Below are 24,278 nucleotides of genomic sequence, written 5' to 3'. Positions count from 1 at the left end.
TCGGTTTGTCAGCGGATCCGGATATGGACCGGTGCACGCCCGGAGCGGCGGCCGACATGAAGGTGGATATTTGCTTCCGGCTGATTGGCACGCCAGGCGCGGGCGCCGTGCGACAGAAGCAGGCTGACGAGATCACGCGTCTTTGCCTTGGAGCGGTTAAGACCGAGATCGGCAATGCGCATTGCCGCCTCGTGAATGGGATGCAGAACCGACAGACTGCCTTGCCCGTTGCCAGACGCAATGTCCGAATAGTTCTCGTTAACTGCCATCTTGGAAAGCCTCGCTACACATTACACAATTCGAGGAGACAGGCGATGTTTCAACAAATAAGCCACCGCCTGCGCGAACGTCGATTACTGGAGTGACGCCCAGCAGCTGACGCCTTTCTTTTTCAATGCATTGCATGCATTTACCGCGGCGGCTTGGCCGTCGAAGCCGCCGAAGCGGGCGCGGTATACCTGGGAGCCTTCTCTGCTGAAGGCCACCGTGAAGGGTTTTGCGGACCGAAGGGCGGCGCCGCCTTTTTCCTGCGCATTCTGCAACAGGCCACGTGCCGAGTTTTCATCCGGCGATGCGCCAATCTGGATCACCCAGCCGCCCTGCGGAGCTTCAGCCTTTGCCGAAACGGAAGGGGTGGAGGGCACAGATGCCGGTGTGGACGCGGTGACGATATTGTCCACCTTGGTCGAGTTGGTAATCAACTTGCGGTCAGGCGCGACGGCCACCTGAGAAATAGGATCCTTGCCCTTCTGCCAGGTGGCGGCTTCCATGGCCTTTACGGCCGCATTGGACGAGGAGCCTGCAAAGGCAGTAACCGGCGCGTCCTCGTAACGGGTCTGCGGTACGGGGCCGGCATGGGGCAGGCCGGAATCTGTCGCAGCGACAGCTGCGGACGGAGCCGCGACTGCCACAGGTGGAGCAGCAACAGCCACAGCGACTGGCTCTTCGACAGGTGCCGATCTCGTCTGCGCAATCAGGTTGCTGTTGCCGCTGCGGGAGGCCTGCGGCAGGTAGGTCGCAACAAGCTTGCGCATGGTGGCGTCACGGGCAGCGCTCGAGCGGCCGCCAAGAACGACGGCGACGATGGAGCGACCGTCTAGCTGTGCCGATGTTGCAAGATTGCTTCCGGCAGCACGGGTATAACCGGTCTTGATGCCATCTACGCCGCGCACGGTTCCCACGAGACGATTGTGGTTGCCGATGACCTGCTTGCCGAAATTGAAGGTGCGCGTGGAGAAGTAGCCGTAATATTGCGGGAAATGCTGGCGAAGGGCGATGCCAAGGCGGGCCTGGTCACGCGCCGTCGTCATCTGCGCCGTGTTTGGCAAGCCGTTGGCGTTACGATAGGTCGTGCGCGTCATGCCGAGCGCACGGGCCTTGGCGGTCATCATTCTGGCAAAACGGTCTTCGGAGCCGCCGATATATTCACCGAGTGCGGTGGCCATGTCGTTGGCGGAACGGGTGACGAGCGCAAGAATTGCCTGCTCGACCGTGATGCTGCCACCGGCGCGCACGCCGAGCTTGGAAGGAGGCTCCTTGGCGGCGTTGGCCGAAACCGGCACCTTGGAATCGAGCGAAATGCGCCCGGAATTGAGCGCCTCGAACGTAAGATAAAGCGTCATCATCTTCGTCAGCGAGGCAGGATAGCGCAGGCCATCCGGATCTTCGCCATAGAGAACCTTGCCGGTCTTGGCATCAATGACGATGCCCGCATATTTCGGGTCCGCCTGTGCGGTGCCAACGGATGTCGCGGCTATGAACGCCGCAGCAAGGGTCAACGCAACGAACCTTACCAAAGACGTCGCACCCGCTTTGCGCGAATCTGCCCCAAATAGACTTTTCAACACTGCTGAACTCTTCAATCGCATATTTCTGTTCCGCTCGGACGCGCCCCGCCCGAGTGCTCCGGGAAGAAACTTTATCGGGATGGCGTTACCAAGTGGTTTATGAAAGGTATCCACGCTCCATAAAATGCGACTTTTCGGGCGCAATCTGTCTCACGCCTTTTCACGGATTTCAGTCTTTTACGAGGCGCTGCTCGATGTAGCGTTTCACGCCTGCGTCGAGTTCTTTCCATTGCGGCAGCAAGGTTGCGGAGAATCGGTAGAACAGGCTGAGGTCCTGGCCGGCGTGGATGTCCCTCTGGCAGTCGCTGCCCGCCGACTCCTGCTGGGTTTGCGGCAGAAGGCAGCGCACGACATAGTCGCTTTCGCCCTCTCGCTGCCCGGTCAATATGACTTCCTTGCCGTAACCTGCGTCGGCACGCAGGCGGTGCAGTGTGAGGCCGTGTTTCAGCGGCACAGGCTCTCCTTCCGTCAACCGGGCATAGATCGGCCCGAAACGGCCGGACATGTCCTCAGACATCGTGCTTTGCGATAGCTGGATGAAAATAAGCCCTGCTGCCTGCGCCGGATCATCGAAAACAGCGCGATTGGAGTCTTCATATCCCTTGAGATCCGGCCAGGTGAGGTAAAGATCGGCCCGCTCACGCTCTCCATCATGGCGGTCGGAAGGTACACGCAGCGTGTTTTTCGCAAGTTTCAGCCGGTCATTGCCGATTGTGATCTCCACCGCATCGGTTGCTGTTGTATGGCCCGCCTGAAGGATCCGCTCGCCGTACCACTTAACGCCGATATTAAGGGCAGCAACAAAGCATATAATAATGACGGCAATGATGATTGCTCGCCGTATCAGGGAGGATGAAAGCAGGGGGGCTTCGTTGTGCATGAGCTTCCGACTTGTTCTTGCCACTGGACGCGTTTTCCACGCTGAAAACAGACGGGCAAAGCTTTAACCTGCGGCGATCGCCATTGAAATGCTGTTTTGCCGCTGCTACCTGATAGGGTGCAAGCAAAGGACGGCATATGGCAGCGCGCGACAGATATTCCCGGAAACTCGAATGTTCCAAATGCGGTCATCAGGGTTTTGCCGAGGTGTCGGAATCGGATGAGAAAGACCGCCGTAACCTCGATTTTCGCGTTGATGAAATGCCGCGTGGCTTCCGCACCGAGCGTGCCTCGGTCGATCCAACGGAATTCATGATCCGCTGCGGTCAGTGCGGCAACATATTCCGTTTCCTGCAAAAAACCGCCTATGCGCCGGGAGGCGAACCGCGCGTCAAGGCCTGAACGGAAGGTGCCGGGATGACTGTACCGCAACAACCCAATGGGGCGCCGCCTAAGCGCAAGCCAATCTGGCCGTGGATCGTGCTGCTGGTGCTGACACTTTGCGCCATCTATTCCTACAATCGCGCCAACGAGATCATACTAGAGCTGTCCGACACGTTACCGCCGGCGCTGCTGAACCTTCTCGAGGATATTTTCCGGGGCGGTTTTCGGCACGGCGATGGCGGACCGAGCATCGGTGTCTAAACCATAAAGCAGGTAACGCACCCCCAGCCTTTATCCGCCGGTCGCAGTTTTTCGGTAGTATAAAAGAAAAAAGCCCCGCAAACGGGCGGGGCAGGTTGATCGCTCGGGGAAAGTTGGGCAATGCCCGGGAGCGATGCGGCTATATAAATGACAATATTACTGACGCGATAGGCCACTTCCGTCCCAAACAGTACGCCGACGCATAAAATTTGCTCAAGTAGGAAGAATTTAGGAATATCAACTGGACAAATCTGTCAGGCAACTTGACAGGAGGTCGTTTTATTCTTCGATTGCCTCGAATTGCACATATTCGCGCCTAACATAACGGGACATGAGCAGACGCATGGATAAATCCGGAATCTTCTTCGTGGCGCTTTTATTGGTGCTTGTGGCGATCGTGCTGAGTCTGGCGCTATTCCACTCACCTCAGCAAAGTCCGGCACTTCCTTCGGGCGAGGGGTCTCTGCTGCCGCCTGCAACAACACAAGGACAATGAGGTGCTGACGGATGCGAAGAGGCTGTGCTCGCGTGCGCCATCGGGATTGACGGCCTTTTTCAAAACGCTATAAAGCCTCACCACCGATGGATGGGTGTCCGAGTGGTTTAAGGAACCGGTCTTGAAAACCGGCGTGCGTGAGAGCGTACCGTGGGTTCGAATCCCACCCCATCTGCCATAAAATTCCAAACAGACAGTTTGAAATCAACAGGACCGGCAGCGTTAGCGATGCGGTGTACTTTAGCTTGGAAATTTCTTGTATCACGGAAATGAAGAAACCCGCCTGTCGGCGGGTTTCGTTGATTAATGTATTAGAGTTCTGGACAGCCGCGTTCGTTCGCGAATGTGATGCGCTCCGGTCCTCGGCGGGTGAAGCCCTGGACGACTACGCGACCAGGTGTGACGCGCACGATTTCGGGGTCGCGCAGGCCTGCCTCGCGGGCGGCGGCGCGGGCTTCGCGTTCGCCGCAGCCACGCATGCGCGGAGGTCCTCGTCGGTCCATGTCGCGGTCGCGATCACGTATAACCGGGCGAACGCCGTCTGGGCCGATCCGCAGCTCCATGTCCTGCGCACTTGCGTGAATAGGCGCGGCAATGGACACCAACGCGATGCCGAGTGCCAGGCCGGCGGTTTTTATTGACTTGATCATGTTCCCTCACTCAGCCGAAAACCGGCGGAAGCTCGTGTGTTTGCGAGGAGGAAACGCGGTCGGGCTTCGTTTGTTCCTTGAGCAGGAGACATCTCAAGACGGCGCGTTTACAGGCGCATCAGGCTTCCCGCGCTGCGGAAAAGACATAAATCGTTAACCACGTTCGTTACAATTTTATCGAATTTGCAGAAGTCGTTCGCATTTTTGCCACGTTATGCACAAGATTAAGCGACTGTTAGGTGCTTCGATGGCAGGGGCATGCATCGAGGCAAATGAGGGTGCGGTTCTTCGAGCCTGCAAGCAGCGTGGGGCAGACGATTTGAAATCTACGGTCAAGAAACTCGGCATCAACGCCAGATCGGGCGTGAAGTGGCTTGCAATTTCCGTGCTTTGCGCCGCGACAGCCTCGTGTTCCACCACCTCTGAGACCAAACCGAAGCAGAAGCGCAGCAAGGAATATTTCTCCGAATCGGAATATGGCGTCAAAGCCAGCCCGCGCGTGGCCGACGGCCAGAACATTCCCAAGGGCGGCGGGCGTGAGCTTCTCGGCAATGCCTATACCGTCAAGGGCCGACGTTATTTTCCGAAGGAAGAGCCGGGTTACAACAAGACCGGTCTTGCCTCCTGGTATGGTTCCGCCTTCCACGGCCGCCTGACGGCAAATGGCGAGGTCTATGACAAGGAACATCTTTCCGCTGCGCATCCGACATTTCCCCTGCCGAGCTATGCGCGCATTACCAATATGGAAAACGGTGCATCGGTTCTGGTGCGCGTCAACGATCGCGGCCCCTTCCATGAAGGTCGCCTGATCGACGTTTCCAGCAAGACCGCAGATCTTCTCGACATGAAGGGCACTGGAACGGCGAATGTGCGGGTGCAATATGCAGGCCGAGCGCCGCTTGATGGGCACGACATGCCTTATCTGATGGCGTCCTATGTTCCGAAGGGCTCTCGTTCTCCGGGTGTTGCGCCGGAAGGGCAGATCGCGACTGGTGTCATGGTGGCTTCGGCTTCGCCGAATTTCGTGCCGGCCCCGACATCAAACCCGAATTACGGTGCTTCGACGCAGACGGCGCTGGTTGGTACCAAAAAGAATGCAGCGCTCCAGGCCATGCCGCTGGTCAACGGCCCCGCACCGGCTTTCGAACAATTTGCAATCCTGCCGGAAATCGGTCCGTTCCTGGCGGAACGCCCGGAAGGCAATTTTACGCGTGAGCCGGCAGCACCTGGCGGCAACTATCTGCGCGTGCCAACGCCGTCGTCCAAATATGCAGCGGCTTATTCCGAGGAATCCTCTGCGGTTTCGAGAACCTCACGTGCGTTCGACAGCGTGCTCGTCGATCGCGGAGCGCTCAACGAGGATTCCATACTTGCCCATGTGAAGCGTCAGCAGGCGAAGACGCGCTGACGGGTTGAAGAGTTTATGGCTGACTTGCGTTTTCGTCGCGAGCGGCGGGTTGCGGCAGGGAAAGCTGGGCGGTTTCATGCACAAGGCCATTCATCGTTCTTTTCTCCCGGTCGCGGCAGCGCTCGCATTTGCGTTTTTCGGTAACGGTCCGGCGCAAGCGCAAACGCAAACAGCACCTTTCATCGCCAAGGCCGAACAGGCCTATATGATCGATGCCGAAACCGGCACGGTGCTGCTTTCCCAGAATGAAAATCAATCCTTTCCGCCCGCTTCGCTTGCCAAGCTGATGACTGTGGAGGTGATGCTGGATGCGCTGGCCAAAGGGCAGGTAACGCCCGAGACAGCTTATCCGGTTTCTGAATATGCCTGGCGCACGGGTGGCGCGCCGTCGCGGACCTCGACCATGTTCGCAGCGCTGAAATCTTCCGTCAGCGTCAACGATCTTCTGACGGGAATTATCGTGCAGAACGCCAATGATGGCTGCATCATTGTCGCCGAAGGCATGGCAGGGTCCGACTCCGCTTTCGCCAAGCGCATGACGGTGAGAGCCGGCGAACTCGGCATGAACCGCAGTGTCTTTGCCAATTCGACGGGTCTTCCCGATCCGGGCAACCAGACGACCGCGAAGGATATGGTGCTTCTCGCCCAGCATCTGCGCGATACCTATCCCGATCGCTATGGGCTTTTCACCAAGCCGGATTTCGAATGGAACCGGATTTTCCAGCGTAACAAGAACTCACTGCTGGGTAACGGCATAGACGGTCTCGGGCTTGGTTTTGCGGAAGGCAGCGGTTTCGCAGCAGTCGTTTCGGCAGAGCGGGAAGGGCGCCGGGTCTATCTGGCGCTTGGCGGCATCGCTGACGACAAGACGCGGCAGGACGAAGCACGCCGGGTGGTTGACTGGGGGCTGACGGCCTTCGAAAAACGCCATCTTTTTGCAAAGGACGAAGCCGTCGGTTCAGTCAGCGTCTACGGTGGCGATGTCTCGCATATAGACCTGTCGCCCCGGGAAGATGTCAGCGTGCTGGTACCGGTCAATAATCCCGAGCGTATTTCCGGGCGGATCGTCTATCGCTGGCCGCTCAATGCACCGCTCGACACTGGTGCGAATGTCGGAACACTCAAGGTTTTTTCGGGCGAAAGGCTGTTGCGGGAAGTGCCGCTTTATACGAGAACAGCAGTCGGCAAGGGCACGTTGACCCAGAATGCAGCCGGGGCGCTCAAGGAATTGCTGCTGTTCTGGCTCTGATGCCTATCGCGCAAGCCGCAACTTTCCCTATGCTTTTGTTCAGACACCGGATTTTCTGAAAAGCGCTTCACACTTTTCGGTTCGATGCTGTAAACAGGCATTTCGATATTTCTGAGAATTCCTCACAGGACGTGACATTGGCCGAAAAGACCGGATTGTTCATCAGCTTCGAGGGCGGCGAAGGCGCTGGCAAGTCGACGCAGATTCGCACGCTTGCCGAGGCGCTTCGCGACCGTGGTTTCGATGTTGTCGTAACCCGTGAGCCGGGCGGTTCACCGGGGGCAGAGGCTGTTCGCCATGTTCTGCTGTCGGGTGCTGCCGAATCCTTCGGCGTGCGCATGGAGGCAATCCTGTTTGCGGCAGCGCGCAACGACCATGTCGAGGAGGTCATTCGCCCTGCACTGGAACGTGGCGCAATCGTGCTTTGTGACCGGTTTCTTGATTCCTCACGTGTCTATCAGGGTACGACCGGCAATCTGGAGCCGGATTTCATCGAGACGCTGCAACGCGTTGCTATTGATGGCGTCGTACCGGAACTGACGTTGATCTTCGATATCGCCGCCGAAAAGGGCCTTGCCCGGGCCAGAAAGCGTGCGGATGAGGGTGCCGCACCGGACCGTTTCGAAAAAGAGGAAATCGAGACCCACGAGAAGCGGCGTGAAGCCTATCTGGATATTGCGCTTGCCGAGCCGCGTCGTTGTCGGATCGTCAATGCCGATCAGCCGGAAGAAAAAGTGACGGAAGACGTCATGTCATTTGTTGAGCCTTTGCTCGAGCGGCTGGAGACTGCGGCGGGCACGGCGCATGAGTGAGGTTCAGGGCGTTCTCGACGGCGCAATTGCGCCGCAGCAGAACACGAAGCTTTTCGGCCATGGCGAAGCGGAGGCGTTTCTTGCGCAGTCCTATCGCTCCGGCAAGGGCCACCATGCGATCCTGATCGAAGGCCCTGAAGGCATTGGTAAGGCTACACTCGCTTTCCGTTTCGCCAACCACGTACTTACCCATCCCGATCCAGCCACAGCACCGGATTTCCTGGCCGATCCCGATACGGAATCGCTTGTCAGCCGGCAGATCACCTCCGGTGCGTCGCATAATCTGCTGCATCTGACCCGCCCGGCGGATGAAAAGACCGGCCGCGTGAAATCCGCCATCACGGTGGATGAGGTGCGGCGGGCAGGGCACTTCTTCTCGCAGACCTCGGGCACCGGCAATTGGCGTATCGTCATCATCGATCCGGCTGACGATCTAAACCGCAATGCCGCAAACGCCATTCTGAAAATACTCGAAGAGCCGCCAAAGCGGGCGATGTTCCTCGTTTTGTCGCATGCGCCGGGCAAATTGCTGCCGACCATCCGCTCGCGCTGCATGCCGCTCCGGCTGCTGCCGCTTTCGGATGCGGATATGGTGCAGTCGCTCGATCATCTCGGTATCAGCCCGGCTGGCGAAAAGCGGGATTCGCTGCTTTCCGCCTCCAAGGGCAGCGTCGCGCAGGCGTTAAAACTGATGAATTACGGCGGCTCCGACATTGTGGAGGCGCTCGCCTCCGTCATGACGGCCGAAGGGCCCGGTGCACGCAAGCAGATGCACAAGCTTGCCGAAGTTCTGGCACAGAAGGACGGCGATATTGTTCTCGGCTTCTTCATGGAGCACGTGACGGAGGAGTTGATGGCGCGTGCGAGAGCGGCGGCGATGGCCGGTGATATCGCGGCGGCAGAGAAACATGCGCGCCTTTCGTCGACGCTTTCGGAACGCATTACCGTGGCGCAGGCCTATAATCTCGACAAGAAGCAGATGGTGCTTTCCATTCTGGAAGATGTTCGCGGCGTGTGAGACCCAAGAGATCGTACGGAACGTACGCTTTTGCTTTCGCTGTTGCGAACAATCGTTTAAGAGCGGTCTATCCAAAAAACAGCCTGTAAAGTCGATAGACCGTCATGACAGACAAGACACCCTTCTACATCACCACCGCAATCTCCTATCCTAACGGCAAGCCGCATATCGGCCATGCCTACGAACTGATTGCGACGGATGCCATGGCACGCTTTCAGCGCCTGGACGGAATGGATGTTTTCTTCCTGACCGGCACCGACGAACACGGCCAGAAGATGCAGCAGACAGCGCGGGCGGAAGGCATTTCGCCGGAAGAGCTGGCGCAGCGCAATTCCGACCAGTTCCGCGAGATGGGCAAGCTGCTCAACGCCTCGAACGACGATTTCATCCGCACCACGGAAGAACGTCACCACGAGACCTCGCGCAATATCTGGAACCTGATGGCCGACAGCGGCGACATCTACAAGGACAGTTATGCCGGCTGGTATTCAGTGCGCGACGAGGCCTATTACGGCGAGGACGAGACGGAAGTGCGCGCCGACGGCGTTCGCTATGGGCCGCAGGGCACGCCCGTCGAATGGGTCGAGGAGGAGAGCTATTTCTTCAAGCTCTCGGAATATCAGGACAAGCTGCTGAAGCTCTACGAGGAGAACCCGGATTTCATCGGTCCCGCTGAGCGTCGCAACGAGATCATCTCCTTCGTCAAATCCGGCCTCAAGGACCTGTCGATTTCCCGCACGACATTCGACTGGGGCATCAAGGTTCCTGATGATCCGAAGCACGTCATGTATGTCTGGGTCGATGCGTTGACCAACTACATTACCGCTACGGGTTACATCGAAGACAAGAACGGTCCGCGCGCAAAATATTGGCCGGCCGACGTGCATATCATCGGCAAGGACATCATTCGCTTCCACGCGGTCTATTGGCCGGCCTTCCTGATGAGCGCCAAGCTGCCGCTGCCCAAGCGGGTTTATGCGCACGGCTTCCTGCTCAACAAGGGCGAGAAGATGTCCAAGTCGCTCGGCAACGTCGTCGATCCGGTCAATCTGGTCAATCATTTCGGTCTCGATCAGGTCCGCTATTTCTTCATGCGCGAAGTCTCCTTCGGCCAGGACGGCAGCTATAGCGAAGAGGGCATCGCCACCCGCATCAACGCAGATCTTGCCAATGGCATCGGCAATCTGGCCAGCCGCTCGCTGTCGATGATCGTCAAGAATTGTGACGGACAGATCCCGACGCCCGGGCCGTTGACCGATGAAGACAAGGCGATGCTCGCCTCCGCCGACGGGCTTCTGGCACTCTGCCGTGAGGAGATGGGCAAGCAGCTCATCCATCGCGCGCTTGCGGCCATCATCGCCGTCGTTTCGGAAACCGACCGCTATTTCGCGTCGCAGGAGCCGTGGGCTCTGAAGAAGACCGACCCAGAACGCATGGGCACCGTTCTTTACGTGACGGCGGAAGTGGTCCGCCAGATCGGCATTCTGTTGCAGCCCTTCATGCCGGGATCCTGCGAGAAGCTGCTCGATCTCGTTGCTGCCCCTGCCGACAAACGGGATTTTGCCGCACTCGGCGAAGCCGGACGTCTGGTTCCGGGAACGCCGCTTGAGGCACCGAAGCCGGTCTTCCCGCGTTACGTCGCACCGGAAGCGTGAAGGCGACGACCATGCTGATCGATACGCATTGCCATCTGGATTTTCCCGATTTCGAGGCTGAGCGCGACGATATCATCGCCCGCGCCCATGCTTCCGGCGTTGCCCAGATGGTGACGATCTCGACCCGGGTGCGCCGTCTGCCCGAGCTTCTGAAGATTGCGGAAAAATACCCGTCGGTTTTCTGCTCGGTCGGCACGCATCCGAACAATGCCGACGAAGAACTCGACATTTCGGCCGACGAGCTTGTGCGGCTTGCCGAGAGTCACGACAAGATCGTGGCGATCGGCGAGGCGGGGCTGGATTATTTCTACGACACGCAAAAGCCGGAAGACCAGAAGACCGGCCTCGTTCGCCACATCGAGGCGGCGCGGAGAACCAAGCTTCCGCTCGTCATCCACAGCCGCAGCGCTGATGAGGACATGGCTGCGATTCTGCGTGAAGAAAGCGACAAGGGTGCTTTTCCCTTTATTCTGCACTGCTTTTCCGCAGGTCCCGATCTCGCCAAAACCGGCGTCGAACTTGGCGGTTACGTATCCTTTTCCGGCATTCTGACGTTCCCGAAATCGCAGGATATCCGCGATATTGCCGCCACCGTGCCGCTCAACCGTGTGCTGGTGGAAACGGATGCGCCTTATCTCGCGCCCAAGCGTTGGCGCGGCAAGCGCAATGAGCCTTCTTATGTGGTGAACACGGCGGAAGTGCTGGCCGAGGTACATGGCATCTCGTTCGAGCGCATGGCCGAAATCACCACCGAGAATGCTTTCCGCTGCTTTTCGAAGATGACAAGGGTGTAGGCGTGGCAATCTACCGTCGCCGCTTTACGGTTCTCGGATGTGCGTCGTCTCCCGGCGTACCTCGCATCAACGGCGACTGGGGCGCCTGCGATCCTGAAAACCCCAGAAATCGGCGTACTCGTGCGGCCTTCATGGTGGAGCAGATCGGACCCGATGGCGGTAAGACCACCGTCGTCATCGACACTGGGCCTGATTTTCGCGAGCAGATGATTGCCGCCAAAGTGGAGGCCGTTGATGCGGTTCTATACACTCATGCCCACGCCGACCATTTGCACGGTATTGACGATCTGCGCATCTATTTCGCCATTCAGCAGAGCCGCATTCCCATCTATGCCGATCCAGTCACCATGGCGCGCATCTGGGATGGTTTTGCCTATTGCCTGGAAACGCCTCCGGGCAGCAATTATCCGCCGATCGTCGAGCCGCGGATCATCGCCGATATCGACGCGACCCTGATCATCGACGGGGCAGGCGGGTCAATACCTTTCAACGTGCACATGCAGCAGCATGGTGACGTGCACTCGCTCGGCTTCCGGATTGGCAATGTCGCCTATTGCACCGATGTCAGCGATTTTCCGGTCGAAAGCGTGCCCAAGCTTGCCGGTCTCGACGTCCTCGTCATCGATGCGCTGCAGCACCGTTATCACCCCAGCCATCTCTCGCTCGAACAGGCTCTCGGCTGGATCGATAGATTTGCACCCAAAAGGGCGATCTTGACCCATATGCACATTCCGCTCGATTATGACACGGTGATGCGCGAAACGCCTGATCATGTTGAACCGGCTTACGACCAGATGCGTTTCGAAGTCGAACTCGAGATTGAAGCGCCCTAATACCGCCTGAAAAGGAACAGCATGTCGACCCGGCCTTTCCGTGCACCCAGTATGGCGAGCTTCTTCGACAATCTGCGCTCCAGTCGCCTGCGGGCGATGTTCCGGCGCGGCGAGCTGGGGCTGGTGGCTCTCGCCGTCCTCATCGGTATTGCGGCCGGCCTTCTGGTGGCGCTGATAGGCGGATTGAGTACGGCCCTTCATGTGCTGGTCTTCGGTGTCGAGCGGCTGAGCAGCAGTGAACTTTCCGGCTGGATCGTGCTTGCCGGGCCGGTCATTGGCGGCATCGTACTCGGCCTGATCCTCTTCATTCTTTCGAAAACCCGCAAAAAGCCGATGGTCGACCCTATCGAGGCGAATGCGCTGCATGGCGGACGTCTTTCGCTGACGGACAGCATCATCGTCTGCGTGCAGAACATCGTCTCAAACGGTTTCGGCGCATCTGTCGGGCTTGAGGCAGGCTATACGCAGATCGCCAGCGGTGTGGCCTCCAAGATCGGCATCAAGCTGAAGCTGAGACGAGGAGACATGCGCATCCTCGTCGGCTGTGGTGCTGCTGGTGCCATTGCCGCTGCCTTCAACGCGCCTCTGACCGGGGCATTCTATGCCATAGAACTCATCATCGGCACCTATACCGTCGTGACACTCGCGCCGCTCATTGTCTCGGCGCTGGTGGCCAGCATCGTGGCAGGGCTTATCGGCGGACATGGCCTGTCCATCGATATCTATGATGCCAGCCGTGTGACGCCGCCGGATTATGTACCGGCCATCTTTCTCGGCATGGTATGTGCGTTTATCGGCATCGTGCTGATGCAGACGGTCTCCCTTATCGAGGAAACGGCCCGCAAAAGCGCCATTCCCGGATGGCTGCGTCCAACAATCGGTGGCGTGGCGGTGGGCGCACTTGCGCTGATTTCACCGCAGGTCCTGTCGAGCGGCCACGGTGCGCTCCATCTCAACATCGATGCCGATCTGACGATATACGGGCTGGCCGGGCTTTTCCTGCTGAAGGCTGCGGCGAGCGCGATTTCCATCGGCTCGAATTTCCGCGGCGGTCTGTTTTTTGCCTCGCTGTTCATGGGCTCGCTGGTCGGCAAGATTTTCGCACTCTGCGCACCCTATATCGGCTATGGCTCGACAGCACCCGTGGTCTACGCCGTGGTCGGCATGAGTGCTTTTGCCGCCGCCATCATCGGCGGTCCTCTGACGATGACGTTTCTGGCGCTGGAACTGACCGGAGACTTCCAGATCACGGCTTTGGTGCTGGCGGCCGTCATCACGACATCGCTCGTGGTACGCACCACCTTCGGTTACTCCTTCGCCACCTGGCGTTTTCATCTGCGGGGCGAAAGCATTCGCAGCGCCCACGATATCGGCTGGATCCGCGACCTGACGGTGGGCAAGATGATGCGCGCCGATATTCGCAAGGCCAATGTCAGCATGGGTCTTCCCGCGTTCAAGGAGAAGTTTCCGCTAGGCTCGACGCAGCGGGTTATCATGACACATGACGACGGGCGTTATGCCGGCATGGTCCTCGTGCCGGAAATCTACGCCGATCCGATGGATCGCGATCCCTCCAAGATCAGCCTCGAGACCTACCTCAATTACAAGAACGACGTGCTGCTGCCGGCGATGAATGCACGTCAGGCGGCGGCAGCCTTCGATGCTACGGAAAGCGAAGCGCTGGTTGTCGTCAACGACAAGATTGAAAACCGACCCGTTGGCCTGCTGACGGAAAGCCATACGCTGAGGCGGTATAGCGAAGAGCTCGAGCAAAGGCGCCGGGAGGCATCAGGAGAGTTATAAATCACATCAGGAAACTGCAGTTATATGTTGAAATAAATAGTTTTATCGCGCTTTATATCTTGGGAAACAGACTTGTGATTTTCCAGTGATGTCGCATGGGCTAACTTGACATCACATTGTGAAGCAAGCTGTCATTCGCCGCAGCGGATGCGATTTGAGTACTCAAAGGAATAGACCATGGATGGCGGCAACTTCGACCTCAAGGAGGAAATCCGCGATTATTGGTCGAAAAGATCAGAGACTTTCGATCTGGCCTTTGGACACAAGATAGCAGCTGGCGCCGAGGCCAATGCATGGCAGAAGCCGATCCGCGACCTGGTGGGACCTGAGCCGAAACATATCCTTGAACTGGCCTGTGGCACCGGCGAGGTGACGCAGCTTATTCATGATCTCGGCCATGAGGTCACGGCACTCGACTTTTCAGAAGCGATGTTATCCGTAGCGCGCGCCAAACATGCGGGAAAACCAAGGCTACGTTTCGTGATGGCGGATGCCGAAAACACCATGGAGCCGGATGCGTCCTATGATGCGATCATTTGCAGGCATCTGGTCTGGACACTGACGCAGCCTGAGGAGACCTTCCGCGAGTGGTTCAGGCTGCTTCGTCCGGGCGGTCGGCTCTTGTTTTTCGATGGTGACTGGGCAACGCCAAAACCGGCAGGGCGTCTCGCCAGCCTTTTGATCCGGCTCATCGATCTTTCGGTGGGGGCCGACAAGAATTACGATGGTGCCCAAAGCAGCCATCATGCCGCAATCATGAAGGCGCTTCCGTTCGGGCAGGGGTTGCGCCCGCAGATGCTGACGCCGCTCCTGATCGCCGCCGGCTTTACCGGCATCGAACTGCACTCACATGCCCCTATTGCGAGAGCGCAGCGGAAAAACACCAACCTGCGCAACAGGCTGCGAACTTTCGTCTACCGTCGTTTCATCCTGACCTGCCGCCGTCCTTGAAACGGGACTGGTAATGGGAAACGGGAAAGGTGATGGCCGAGTGTGAAATCACACAACCAAGAACTCAGCGGTCTTTTACAATTGCACCACCCGAGAAATGGTCGCGGTACCAGGGCAGAAACCATATTGCGAGCGGGCCGAAGACCATGCGATAGAGCGCTTGCGTAAAGGTCAGTCTTTCGCCGGTGCGCCGGACGACCTTTAATCGCATTAGCAGTTTTCCGGGAGTTGCCATGAAGGCGCTGCTTTCGAAGGCCGGGAAATAGCAAAACAACACGGATGCCAGCCATAAAAGCGTTGCACCCATCAGAGGTGTCGGCGGTTGCCCCGCTGGAGCGTCCATATACTGCGGTAGCCATTCTGCGGCGATGAATGTCGGTGCAAACGCCACACTGATGAGCAAGATGAGATCGACTATTCCTGCGACGATGCGTTTGAAGATCATGTTTCATCCCTGGACGTGAATCTGACTCGAATAAGATGATTGTACAAGCTATCTACAAACACCCGAAAGCGCTGTCATTCTTTCCAAGCGCCTCTGACGCAAGGAAACGAGATCCATGACTGCTCCACTCGTCATCTACGCGGATGGTTCATACAACCCTGTTGCATTATCGGGAAGCTGGGCATTCATCGTGTTTGAAACCGAGCGGCAGATCCATGCTGCGCGAGGAACGGAAATCGGACTTACGAACAATTCGTTTGAAGTCATGGCGGTCATGAATGCACTTTTATGGCTCGATGCACAGGCTTCAGGCCGGCCAGCCAAGCTCTGGACAGACTCCGCTCACGTGATGGAAGGTTGCCATCGCTGGCGCGAAATCTGGCGGAGCAACGGGTGGAAACGCATCAATCCAGATTCGCGAAAACGCAAACGACAGATACCAGATGGCGGTCTGTGGCAGAATGTGGATCGTTTGCTCCTTTGTAATCCGAACGTCGAGATAGCGTGGTGCAAGGGACATTCCGGTATAGCCGGGAACGATCTCGCGGATACTTTGGCCCGTACCAAGATGGTGGATGGGGGCAATTAGTCTGACGCCACCCGGTCTATAGACGCACGCCAGCAGCTTGTTCTTGTTAAAGTAGCGGAGCTTCAAGCTGTCCGCACACGAACAAAATTGGGGCGTTATCAGCCCTGCAATCCACGCCAATATGATGCCGCTGTTCCTCCATAAATTGCCACCCAATCTCTCCGCCAAGGGTCGTCAATTCGCTGTGGCAACGGGTGCATAAAAAATCCCAGCTGGGTTGACTCATTTATGAAACCGGTTACATTCCATCATGTAAACGGTTTCATCGGTTAAAAACCGTGCTTGGAGGAGCAAATTTCATGTTTAAACATTTGATGGCTGCTGCCGCTATGGTGCTGGCGGCGGGCACGTCCGTGCATGCTCAGGAACAGAGCTTCAAGATCGGTCTTTCCAATTCTTTTGTCGGCAGCGAGTGGCGCACGCAGATGATCGAGGAAGCCCAGGCTGCCGCAAAGGCGTGGGGCGAAAAGGGCGTGAAGGTCGAAGTCGTCGTTCAGAGCGGTAATGTCGATGTGCAGGGGCAGATCGGCCATATCCGCAATTTTATGAACCAGGGCGTTGATGCGATCCTCATCAATCCCGGCAGCCCGACGGCCTTTGATCCGATCTTCGCTCAGGCGAAGGCACGCAACATTCTCGTCATCGCAACCGACGCGGAAGTGTCTTCTAAGGACGCGATCTATGTCGGCATCGACCAGAAGGCCTGGGCGGCACAGTCCGCACAGTGGCTTGCGGATTCGCTGAAGGGCAAGGGAAGCGTCGTCGCGATCAACGGTATCGCCGGCAATCCCGCCAACGAAGCCCGCGTCGCCGGTTACCGCGAAGTGTTCAAGAAATATCCTGATATCAAGGTGCTGAACGAAGCCAATGCGAGCTGGGATCAGGCGCAGGGCCAGCAGGCGATGCAGAACCTTCTCGCCACCTATCCCGATATCAGCGGTGTGTGGGTGCAGGACGGCATGGCCGATGGCGCATGGCGCGCAATCGAAGCCGCCGGCAAGACCAAGGACATCGCCGCGACAGGTGAAATCCGCAAGGACTTCATGACGCGCTGGGAGAAGGAAAAGTTCAACTCCGGCGCCTCCGTCAATCCTCCGGGTGTCATGGCCAGCGCGCTCAACGTTGCGGTTCTGAAGCTGCAGGGCAAGGAATTCAAGGACGGCATTTTCGGCGGTACCTACGGCAACGCCATCTATATTCCGATCCCCTTCGTCAGCAACGACAACCTCGCGGACAACATCAAGTCCGCCGAAGGTAAGCCGGGCTATTGGTCTGTCACGGCAACCGTGACGCCGGAACAGGCTGGCGAGTTCTTCAAGTAAGATCAGTCTCGGGCTGGCCGCAAACGCCAGCCCGAAACCTGAAATTCGAATGTGGACCGCGTATCGCGCGCGTCCGCCAGTGACGAAGCACAATGACAAGTAAAATTCGGGGACATGCGATGGCGAACGCTCTGGAAGCGGCCGGCATACAGAAGAATTTTGGCGCCGTGCGTGCGCTTTCCGACGGCAGGCTGACCGTTGGTCGCGGTGAAATTCACGCGCTGCTGGGCGCAAATGGTTGCGGCAAGAGCACGCTCTGCAAGATCGTTGCAGGTGCGGTCGCGCCGACCAGCGGCACCATCCGGTTCAACGGCGAAAACATGCGCTTCAAAAGCCCGCGTGACGCCGAAAATGCCGGCATTGCGCTGTTTTATCAGGAGCTAAGCCTCATTCCGCAGCTTTCCGTCGCTGACAATATTTTTCTCGGTCGCGAACCGAAGCGCGGCGTTTTTGTCGACAGCAAGGCCCTGAAAGCCGAGGCGCGCAGGCTGATCGCGCTGTTTGACGGTGTTGCCGGCACCGGTCTGGAGCCGGATACGATAGTCGGCAATCTGCCGCCCGATCAGCGCCAGCTCGTCGAAATCCTGAAAGTTTTCGCCCAGAATGCCAGCCTCATGATCATGGATGAGGCAACGGCGGCACTTGATGGCCGCCAGTCCGAGCGTTTTTTTGAGATACTCAGAGCCAAGAAGGCGGACGGTATCTCCACCATCATGATTTCCCACCGGCTCGATGAGGTTTTTGCTGTCTGCGACCGCATCACCGTCATGCGTAACGGTGCGACCATTTCGGAACTCGACACCGCCGCTACCACCCGCGAGGCCGTGGTGCATGACATGGTCGGCGATGTCCGCGCCGCGCCTGCCCGCCAGCAGGGACGCGCAGGTGCAGCGCCCAGCCTGAAGGTGACGAACGTTGCGGGCGAGGGTGTTCGCGGTGTCAGTCTTGAAGCCTATCCGGGTGAAATCGTCGGTTTGGCGGGATTGCAGGGGCAGGGCCAGTCGGCCTTGCTGAAGGGCCTGTTCGGCGCAAGCCCCTTTGCCGCCGGGCAAATCCAGTTCGAGGGCCGTGATGTCGCCATCGGCAAGCCTTCGCAGGCGGTCCATAACGGTTTTGCCTATGTGTCGGGCGACCGCGGGCGTGATGCCTCGCTTCAGGGCCGGTCGATCTTCGAAAATCTTGTTGCAGCTCTGATGGTGCGCGAAAAGATGAGACTGGTCCGGCCCGCGACGCTGAAGCCGCGAGTGCAGAAGGTCGCGGACGACATGAAGACGAAGTTTGCCGGCATGGATATGCCTATCGGCACGCTCTCAGGCGGCAACCAGCAGAAAATCTTCATTTCCCGCTGGCTTGCCACCGCGCCGAAACTGCTGCTGCTCGATGATCCGACCAAGGGTATCGATCTTGGTGCCAAGGCCGATCTCTTCGCGCTGATGCGCCAGCAGGCTGACGCGGGCGCGACCATTCTTCTCTATTCCTCGGAAGATGCGGAAGTCCTCGAATATGCCGACCGCATTCTCGTGTTCAACGGCGGACGCATTTCTGCGGAGCTGACCGGAGCCGACATGACATCCGTCAACATGACCCGCGCCGCCTATGGAGACGCCGCATGAATTCCCTCGGTTTTGTGCGCAAGCAACCCTGGATCATAACTCTTGTGGTTCTGGCCGTTCTCATCGGCGTCAACACGTTTCTGCAGCCGTCTTTCGTGCAGCCGGCCGTATTGCAGTCGAACCTGACGACATTTCTTCCCCTGATCCTGGTCGCCATCGGTCAGACCTATGTCATTCTGGCTGGGGATATCGACCTGTCGGTCGGAAGCATCGTAGCGCTCGCCAATGTCGTTACCGTCAGCGTCATCGCTGCACTTGGCGGAACGGCAGGTGCCGTCGTTGCAGGTATGGGAGCAGGTGTTGCGGTTGGACTGATCTGTGGGCTGGTCAACGGCCTGTTCATATCCGGCCTGCGTTTCCAGCCAATCGTCACCACCTTCGCGACGGGCATCATCTTCGCCGGTCTGGCGATCTGGGTTCTGCCGCAGGCCGGTCTTCCCGTGCCGGAAGCCTATTGGCAGACCTATTCCGGTAGTTTCATCGGTTTGCCTTTCGTGCTGTGGATGCTGTTGGCTGGTATTGCCTTTACGCTCGTTGTGTCGCGCATTCCGTTTCACGTGCATTTGTTGGCCGTGGGCGGCAATCGCACGGGCGCTTTCCAGACGGGCCTGCGCCTCTCCGGCATTCGCATTGGCGCCTACATGATTTCCGGTCTGTTTTCAGCGCTCGCAGCGCTGTGCCTGACGGGCGAGACCGCCTCCGGCGACCCCTTGCTCGGTGCAAGCCTGGCGCTCTCCTCCATTTCGGCGGTCGTTCTTGGCGGCACAGCACTGTCCGGCGGGTTCGGCAGCTCGACAGGATCGATCGCCGGCGCGCTGGTGCTGGGCATGATTGGCAATGTGATTTTCTTTGCGGGCTTGCCCTTCGAGTACCAGACATTGGTGCAGGGGTTGATCGTGCTGACGGCACTTGCCGGCGGCGTTCTGGTGACGAGGCGTTGAGATGACAAATTCCGGTTTGAAAATCAAATCCATCATCACCGATCCGCTGACCATTGCGATTGGCGCGTCAGTCTTCCTGCTGCTGGTCGGCGAACTGTTGTCGCCCGGCTTCGCACAGGGGTCGCAGATCGTGCGGCTGCTGACGATCGCCGCCATTCTCGGCATCGTCGCGGCGGGCCAAAATCTTGTGATCCTCGGCGGACGCGAAGGCATCGATCTGTCCGTCGGCGCGATGATCTCGCTCGGCGCGGTCCTTGCCGGCAACATGATGAACGGACAGAATGTCGGAATACCGCTCGCCATACTGGTCGCAGGTGGCATTCCCTTCCTGATCGGCCTCATCAATGGCCTCGGCATCACCTTCGTGCGCATTCCCCCGCTGGTCATGACACTCGGCATGACAGCGGTGATCCAGGGCGGGCTTGTGGTCTATTCGCAGGGCGTTCCATCAGGTGCGGCGGCGCCCCTCCTGGCGGGTTTCATCAACCGGCCTCTCGTTTTCGGTATTCCCGGCGTCCTCTTCGTCTGGCTTGGCATTGCCGCGATCATGCTGTTCGTGCTGCGCCGCACGGCCTTCGGCTTCTCCATTTACGCCATCGGCTCCAACGAGCGGGCGGCGACGTTGGTCGGATTGCCCGTGTCTTTGATCCGCACGCTGCTTTACGGCCTGTCCGGCCTGTTTGCCGGTCTGACCGGGGTCTGCGTGATCGGTTATACCGGCACCTCCTTCATTTCTGTCGGCGACCAATATGTCCTTCCATCGATCATCGCTGTTGTCATCGGCGGCACTTCGCTTGCCGGTGGTGCGGGCGGATATATCGGAACCATGGCTGGGGCAGTTGCGCTCACCATTCTGCAAAGCGTACTGATAACGCTCAACCTCGATGTATGGGCCCGGCAGATCATATTCGGTGTCACGTTACTTGCGCTGATGCTGCTTTATGGCCGCCAAAAGCAGCTGCGTGTGTGACAGATGAGCAAAGACCAAGGTTCGAATATCAGGGAAGTTGCAGCTCTCGCGGGCGTTTCGATCGCGACCGTGTCACGGGCGCTGCAACAACCCGACAAAGTCCGCCCGGAAACGAGGAAGAAGGTTTTCGATGCCGTCAGGCAGGCGAACTTTGTTCCCAACGCCCAGGCCGCAAGCTTCAGGCGTCAATCCAACAACACTGTCATTCTTCTCGTTCGCGATATCGGCAACCCGTTTTATCTCGAGATCTACAAGGGCGTGGAGGAAGCGGCGGGGGAGGCGGGCTTCAAGGTGCTCATGGGCGACGCCCGTAACGACGAAAACCGCGTTGCGACACATATCGACATGGTCAGGCAGAAACATGCTGACGGCCTCATCCTGATGACCGGCCAGTTTCCTTCAGAGCTTCTCGGTCAGGGTGACGCGCTGCCGCCGATCGTCATCGCTTCGGAAACCGTGCCAGGCATTGCGCTGCCCACCGTCAAGGTCGATAACCGCGCCGCGTCCAAAAACGCCGTGCATCATCTGATCGAAGCAGGGCACACGAAGATCGCACATCTCGCCGGACCTTTTCCGGAAAGTCTGGCACAGGAGCGTTTCGAGGGCTACCGCGACGCGCTTGAGGAAGCGGGTATCGGTTACGCGGATGAACTCGTCGTGACAGGCGATTACAGCATCGAAGCCGGTAGACAGGCGATTGCCGGACTTCTCGAAAACGGCATTTCCTTCACCGCCATCTTCGCCTCGAGCGACCAGATGGCGATTGGCGCGATCAGCGAGCTGCGCGGGCGCGGGCTGTCCGTGCCGACCGATGTCTCGGTCATTGGCTTCGACGATATAATTTTCGCCAATGCCTTCGAACCACCGCTAACGACAGTGCGCCAGCCCCGGCAGGAAATGGGCCGCAAAGCCATGGCGCTGATGGTCGACCGGCTTAATGGCAAACGCACGGCCGAAACCATCGTGCTGGATACGGAACTGGTGGTGCGCGGCTCGGTCGCGCCCTGCCGTTCGCCGCACCGGTAGCGGCCAGACAGTGAATGCAAGGAGTGTAAGGACATGAAGACGATCAAAGGCCCGGCGATTTTCCTCGCGCAATTTGTCGGGGACAAGGCACCCTTCGACACGCTCGACAATCTCGGCCAATGGGCGGCTTCCCTTGGTTACAAGGGCATTCAGGTGCCGACCGATCCCAAGCTCTTCGATCTTGAGAAAGCCGCCGCTTCCAAGGCTTATTGCGATGATATCAAGGGACGTCTGGCCGAGACAGGCGTCGAAATCACCGAGCTTTCAACCCATATTCAGGGCCAGCTCGTCGCTGTTCATCCTGCCTATGACGAGATGTTCGACGGTTTTGCGCCCGCCGAACTGCGCGGCAAACCGCAGGCGCGTCAGGAATGGGCGGTCAACCAGCTGAAGTGCGCGGGGAAAGCCTCGCAGCATCTGGGCCTCAAGAGCCATGCGAGTTTTTCCGGCGCGCTGGCGTGGCCTTTCGTTTATCCCTGGCCGCAGCGCCCCGCAGGTCTTGTCGAAATGGCCTTTGCTGAACTCGGCAAGCGCTGGACGCCGATTCTCGATACATTCGAGGAGAATGGCGTCGATCTCTGCTACGAGCTGCATCCCGGCGAAGACCTGCATGACGGCATTACCTTCGAGCGTTTTCTGGAGGCGACCGGCAATCATTCCCGCGCCAACATCCTTTATGATCCCTCGCACTTCGTGCTTCAGGCGATGGATTATCTTGATTTCATCGATATCTATCACGAGCGCATCCGGGCCTTTCACGTCAAGGATGCCGAGTTCAATCCGACTGGCCGGTCCGGCGTCTATGGCGGTTATCAAGGCTGGGTCGACCGGCCGGGGCGCTTTCGCTCCCTCGGCGACGGGCAAGTCGATTTCGGCGCGGTGTTTTCCAAGCTCACCCAATACGACTTCGAAGGATGGGCCGTGCTGGAATGGGAATGCGCGCTGAAACACCCGGAGGACGGGGCGCGTGAAGGTGCCGGTTTCATTGAAAATCACATCATCCGCGTGACTGAGCGGGCTTTCGACGATTTCGCCAAAAGCGGCGTCGATGATGCCGCCAACCGTCGCCTTCTCGGGCTTTGAAAGGGATAGACATGTCCTCCGCAACAGCAAGATTTAATAGCCGCCGCATTCGTCTCGGCATGGTGGGTGGCGGTCAGGGTGCCTTTATCGGCGCGGTGCATCGTATCGCCGCGCGGCTCGACGACCGTTACGAATTGGTCGCCGGTGCGCTTTCCTCCGACCCGGCACGCGCCAGCGCTTCGGCAACCCTGCTCGGCATTGCGCCCGAGCGGTCCTACGCTTCTTTTGAGGAGATGGCGTCGGCCGAGGCCGGTCGTGAAGACGGTATCGAGGCGGTCGCCATCGTCACCCCCAACCACCTGCATTTCGCCCCGTCCAAGGTCTTTCTCGAATCTGGCATCCATGTCATCTGCGACAAGCCCGTCACCGCGACGCTGGAGGAGGCCAAGGAGCTGGCGAATATCGTGAGGGCATCCGACAGGCTGTTCATCCTCACGCATAATTACACCGGCTATGCCATGTTGCGGCAGATGCGGGAGATGGTGGCCAACGGTGCCATCGGCAAGCTGCGCCATGTCCAGGCAGAATATGCCCAGGACTGGCTGACCGAAGCGGTCGAAAAGACCGGCGCAAAGGGAGCGGAATGGCGCACCGATCCGAGCCGCTCGGGCGCGGGCGGGGCAATCGGCGACATAGGCACCCACGCTTTCAACGCCGCCGCCTTCGTGACCGGTGAAATTCCCGCGAGCCTCTACGCAGATCTCACTTCCTTCGTTCCGGGCAGGCAGCTGGATGACAGCGCCAATATTCTGCTGCGTTACGAAAGCGGCGCGAAGGGCATGCTCTGGGCAAGCCAGATCGCTGTCGGCAATGAAAACGCCCTGTCGCTCAGGGTCTATGGCGATAAGGGCGGCCTTGAATGGCACCACCGCGTGCCGGACGAGCTGTGGTTCACACCTTACGGCGAGCCCAAGCGGCTGATTACGCGCAATGGCGCGGGTGCAGGCGCTGCCGCGAACCGTGTCAGCCGTGTGCCATCAGGGCATCCGGAGGGATATCTCGAGGGTTTTGCGACGATCTACCGTGAAGCCGCAGACGCAATCATCGCAAAAAGGGAGGGAAGAGCAGCCGCCGGGGATGTGATTTATCCCGGCATAGAGGACGGCCTTGCGGGTCTCGCATTCATCGATGCGGCCGTGCGGTCCAGCCTGACCTCGTCCTGGGTAGAGATCGACATCTAGATCACTGGATATCGGGGACTGACGACGCAGGGCATCGGAGGTTGTGCCCAGCATTATCCTACTGATTG

At 58.6% G+C, this 24,278-nt stretch carries 25 protein-coding genes and 1 tRNA gene; 21 read left to right on the top strand and 5 right to left on the bottom strand.

Going from position 1 to position 24,278, the window contains the following annotated elements:
- Positions 1 to 8: 8 nt before the first annotated feature.
- The 3 genes from QE432_RS20220 to QE432_RS20210 form a co-directional block, all read right to left on the bottom strand.
- Positions 9 to 269 carry a hypothetical protein gene (locus QE432_RS20220; RefSeq protein WP_003515258.1) on the bottom strand — a complete coding sequence of 87 codons (261 nt, stop codon included), beginning with the start codon at positions 267 to 269 and terminating at the stop codon, positions 9 to 11.
- A gap of 84 nt (positions 270 to 353) precedes the next feature.
- The gene (locus QE432_RS20215; protein ID WP_112497364.1) at positions 354 to 1,868 is read right to left on the bottom strand and encodes a D-alanyl-D-alanine carboxypeptidase family protein; all 1,515 of its coding nucleotides are present in this window, start codon (positions 1,866 to 1,868) and stop codon (positions 354 to 356) included.
- Positions 1,869 to 2,016: 148 nt separating this feature from the next.
- On the bottom strand, positions 2,017 to 2,727 hold the full coding sequence (locus QE432_RS20210; protein WP_111804842.1) for a hypothetical protein: 711 nt from the start codon (positions 2,725 to 2,727) through the stop codon (positions 2,017 to 2,019).
- A gap of 137 nt (positions 2,728 to 2,864) precedes the next feature.
- Here QE432_RS20210 and QE432_RS20205 point away from each other — a divergent pair, with 137 nt between their 5' ends.
- From QE432_RS20205 to QE432_RS20190, 4 genes are all read left to right on the top strand, one after another.
- Positions 2,865 to 3,128, top strand: a complete 264-nt coding sequence (locus tag QE432_RS20205) for a hypothetical protein (RefSeq protein WP_003515255.1) — start codon at positions 2,865 to 2,867, stop codon at positions 3,126 to 3,128.
- A gap of 15 nt (positions 3,129 to 3,143) precedes the next feature.
- Positions 3,144 to 3,371, top strand: a complete 228-nt coding sequence (locus QE432_RS20200; protein WP_113555807.1) for a hypothetical protein — start codon at positions 3,144 to 3,146, stop codon at positions 3,369 to 3,371.
- A 343-nt stretch (positions 3,372 to 3,714) separates the two neighbouring features.
- Positions 3,715 to 3,867, top strand: coding sequence for a hypothetical protein (locus tag QE432_RS20195; protein ID WP_034502322.1), 153 nt, complete (start codon positions 3,715 to 3,717; stop codon positions 3,865 to 3,867).
- A gap of 88 nt (positions 3,868 to 3,955) precedes the next feature.
- Positions 3,956 to 4,045 (top strand) — tRNA-Ser (locus QE432_RS20190).
- 133 nt (positions 4,046 to 4,178) lie between these two features.
- Here QE432_RS20190 and QE432_RS20185 read toward each other — a convergent pair.
- A complete protein-coding gene (locus QE432_RS20185; protein WP_003515252.1) occupies positions 4,179 to 4,517 on the bottom strand; it encodes a hypothetical protein in 339 nt (112 codons plus the stop codon).
- Between the two features lie 319 nt (positions 4,518 to 4,836).
- Between QE432_RS20185 and QE432_RS20180 the strand changes: the two genes are divergently transcribed.
- The 9 genes from QE432_RS20180 to QE432_RS20140 all read left to right on the top strand — a co-directional run bounded on the left by QE432_RS20180 (position 4,837) and on the right by QE432_RS20140 (position 15,040).
- Positions 4,837 to 5,925 (top strand): septal ring lytic transglycosylase RlpA family protein, encoded by a 1,089-nt coding sequence (locus QE432_RS20180; RefSeq protein WP_025593441.1) that lies wholly within the window; start codon positions 4,837 to 4,839, stop codon positions 5,923 to 5,925.
- A gap of 76 nt (positions 5,926 to 6,001) precedes the next feature.
- Positions 6,002 to 7,174 carry a D-alanyl-D-alanine carboxypeptidase family protein gene (locus QE432_RS20175; RefSeq protein WP_003515250.1) on the top strand — a complete coding sequence of 391 codons (1,173 nt, stop codon included), beginning with the start codon at positions 6,002 to 6,004 and terminating at the stop codon, positions 7,172 to 7,174.
- A 137-nt stretch (positions 7,175 to 7,311) separates the two neighbouring features.
- Positions 7,312 to 7,986, top strand: coding sequence for a dTMP kinase (gene tmk / locus QE432_RS20170; protein WP_111783061.1), 675 nt, complete (start codon positions 7,312 to 7,314; stop codon positions 7,984 to 7,986).
- Positions 7,979 to 9,004, top strand: coding sequence for a DNA polymerase III subunit delta' (locus QE432_RS20165; protein ID WP_306625442.1), 1,026 nt, complete (start codon positions 7,979 to 7,981; stop codon positions 9,002 to 9,004). The genes tmk and QE432_RS20165 overlap by 8 nt, the downstream gene beginning before the upstream one ends.
- 104 nt (positions 9,005 to 9,108) lie before the next feature.
- Complete coding sequence (gene metG, locus QE432_RS20160) at positions 9,109 to 10,659, top strand: methionine--tRNA ligase (RefSeq protein ID WP_003515246.1); 1,551 nt, start codon at positions 9,109 to 9,111, stop codon at positions 10,657 to 10,659.
- A gap of 11 nt (positions 10,660 to 10,670) precedes the next feature.
- Positions 10,671 to 11,453 carry a TatD family hydrolase gene (locus QE432_RS20155; RefSeq protein WP_111789220.1) on the top strand — a complete coding sequence of 261 codons (783 nt, stop codon included), beginning with the start codon at positions 10,671 to 10,673 and terminating at the stop codon, positions 11,451 to 11,453.
- A gap of 2 nt (positions 11,454 to 11,455) precedes the next feature.
- The gene (locus tag QE432_RS20150) at positions 11,456 to 12,286 is read left to right on the top strand and encodes an MBL fold metallo-hydrolase (RefSeq protein WP_038490991.1); all 831 of its coding nucleotides are present in this window, start codon (positions 11,456 to 11,458) and stop codon (positions 12,284 to 12,286) included.
- Between the two features lie 21 nt (positions 12,287 to 12,307).
- Positions 12,308 to 14,089, top strand: coding sequence for a chloride channel protein (locus QE432_RS20145; protein WP_113473201.1), 1,782 nt, complete (start codon positions 12,308 to 12,310; stop codon positions 14,087 to 14,089).
- Positions 14,090 to 14,266: 177 nt separating this feature from the next.
- Positions 14,267 to 15,040 carry a class I SAM-dependent methyltransferase gene (locus QE432_RS20140; protein WP_306625440.1) on the top strand — a complete coding sequence of 258 codons (774 nt, stop codon included), beginning with the start codon at positions 14,267 to 14,269 and terminating at the stop codon, positions 15,038 to 15,040.
- 64 nt (positions 15,041 to 15,104) lie between these two features.
- Here QE432_RS20140 and QE432_RS20135 read toward each other — a convergent pair whose 3' ends face one another.
- Positions 15,105 to 15,485 carry an RDD family protein gene (locus tag QE432_RS20135; protein ID WP_306625438.1) on the bottom strand — a complete coding sequence of 127 codons (381 nt, stop codon included), beginning with the start codon at positions 15,483 to 15,485 and terminating at the stop codon, positions 15,105 to 15,107.
- Positions 15,486 to 15,600: 115 nt separating this feature from the next.
- Between QE432_RS20135 and QE432_RS20130 the strand changes: the two genes are divergently transcribed.
- The 8 genes from QE432_RS20130 (at position 15,601) to QE432_RS20095 (ending at position 24,210) form a co-directional block, all read left to right on the top strand.
- A complete protein-coding gene (locus QE432_RS20130) occupies positions 15,601 to 16,074 on the top strand; it encodes a ribonuclease H family protein (RefSeq protein ID WP_306625436.1) in 474 nt (157 codons plus the stop codon).
- 299 nt (positions 16,075 to 16,373) lie between these two features.
- A complete protein-coding gene (locus QE432_RS20125; RefSeq protein ID WP_003515239.1) occupies positions 16,374 to 17,396 on the top strand; it encodes a substrate-binding domain-containing protein in 1,023 nt (340 codons plus the stop codon).
- A gap of 119 nt (positions 17,397 to 17,515) precedes the next feature.
- Positions 17,516 to 19,009, top strand: coding sequence for a sugar ABC transporter ATP-binding protein (locus tag QE432_RS20120; protein WP_306625434.1), 1,494 nt, complete (start codon positions 17,516 to 17,518; stop codon positions 19,007 to 19,009).
- Positions 19,006 to 19,950 (top strand): ABC transporter permease, encoded by a 945-nt coding sequence (locus tag QE432_RS20115; protein WP_019566277.1) that lies wholly within the window; start codon positions 19,006 to 19,008, stop codon positions 19,948 to 19,950. Before QE432_RS20120 ends, QE432_RS20115 begins: the two co-directional genes overlap by 4 nt.
- Before the next feature lies 1 nt (position 19,951).
- The gene (locus QE432_RS20110) at positions 19,952 to 20,920 is read left to right on the top strand and encodes an ABC transporter permease (protein WP_003515236.1); all 969 of its coding nucleotides are present in this window, start codon (positions 19,952 to 19,954) and stop codon (positions 20,918 to 20,920) included.
- A gap of 3 nt (positions 20,921 to 20,923) precedes the next feature.
- The gene (locus QE432_RS20105) at positions 20,924 to 21,946 is read left to right on the top strand and encodes a LacI family DNA-binding transcriptional regulator (protein WP_003515235.1); all 1,023 of its coding nucleotides are present in this window, start codon (positions 20,924 to 20,926) and stop codon (positions 21,944 to 21,946) included.
- A gap of 33 nt (positions 21,947 to 21,979) precedes the next feature.
- Positions 21,980 to 23,029, top strand: a complete 1,050-nt coding sequence (locus tag QE432_RS20100) for a sugar phosphate isomerase/epimerase family protein (RefSeq protein WP_306625432.1) — start codon at positions 21,980 to 21,982, stop codon at positions 23,027 to 23,029.
- Positions 23,030 to 23,040: 11 nt separating this feature from the next.
- A complete protein-coding gene (locus tag QE432_RS20095; protein WP_112155080.1) occupies positions 23,041 to 24,210 on the top strand; it encodes a Gfo/Idh/MocA family protein in 1,170 nt (389 codons plus the stop codon).
- Positions 24,211 to 24,278 lie beyond the last annotated feature (68 nt).

The organism is Agrobacterium sp. SORGH_AS_0745 (genome assembly GCF_030818995.1).
GTDB lineage: Bacteria > Pseudomonadota > Alphaproteobacteria > Rhizobiales > Rhizobiaceae > Agrobacterium > Agrobacterium tumefaciens.
The sequence above is the reverse complement of the archived record's forward strand: the minus strand, read 5'-3'. Positions and strand labels throughout refer to the sequence as shown.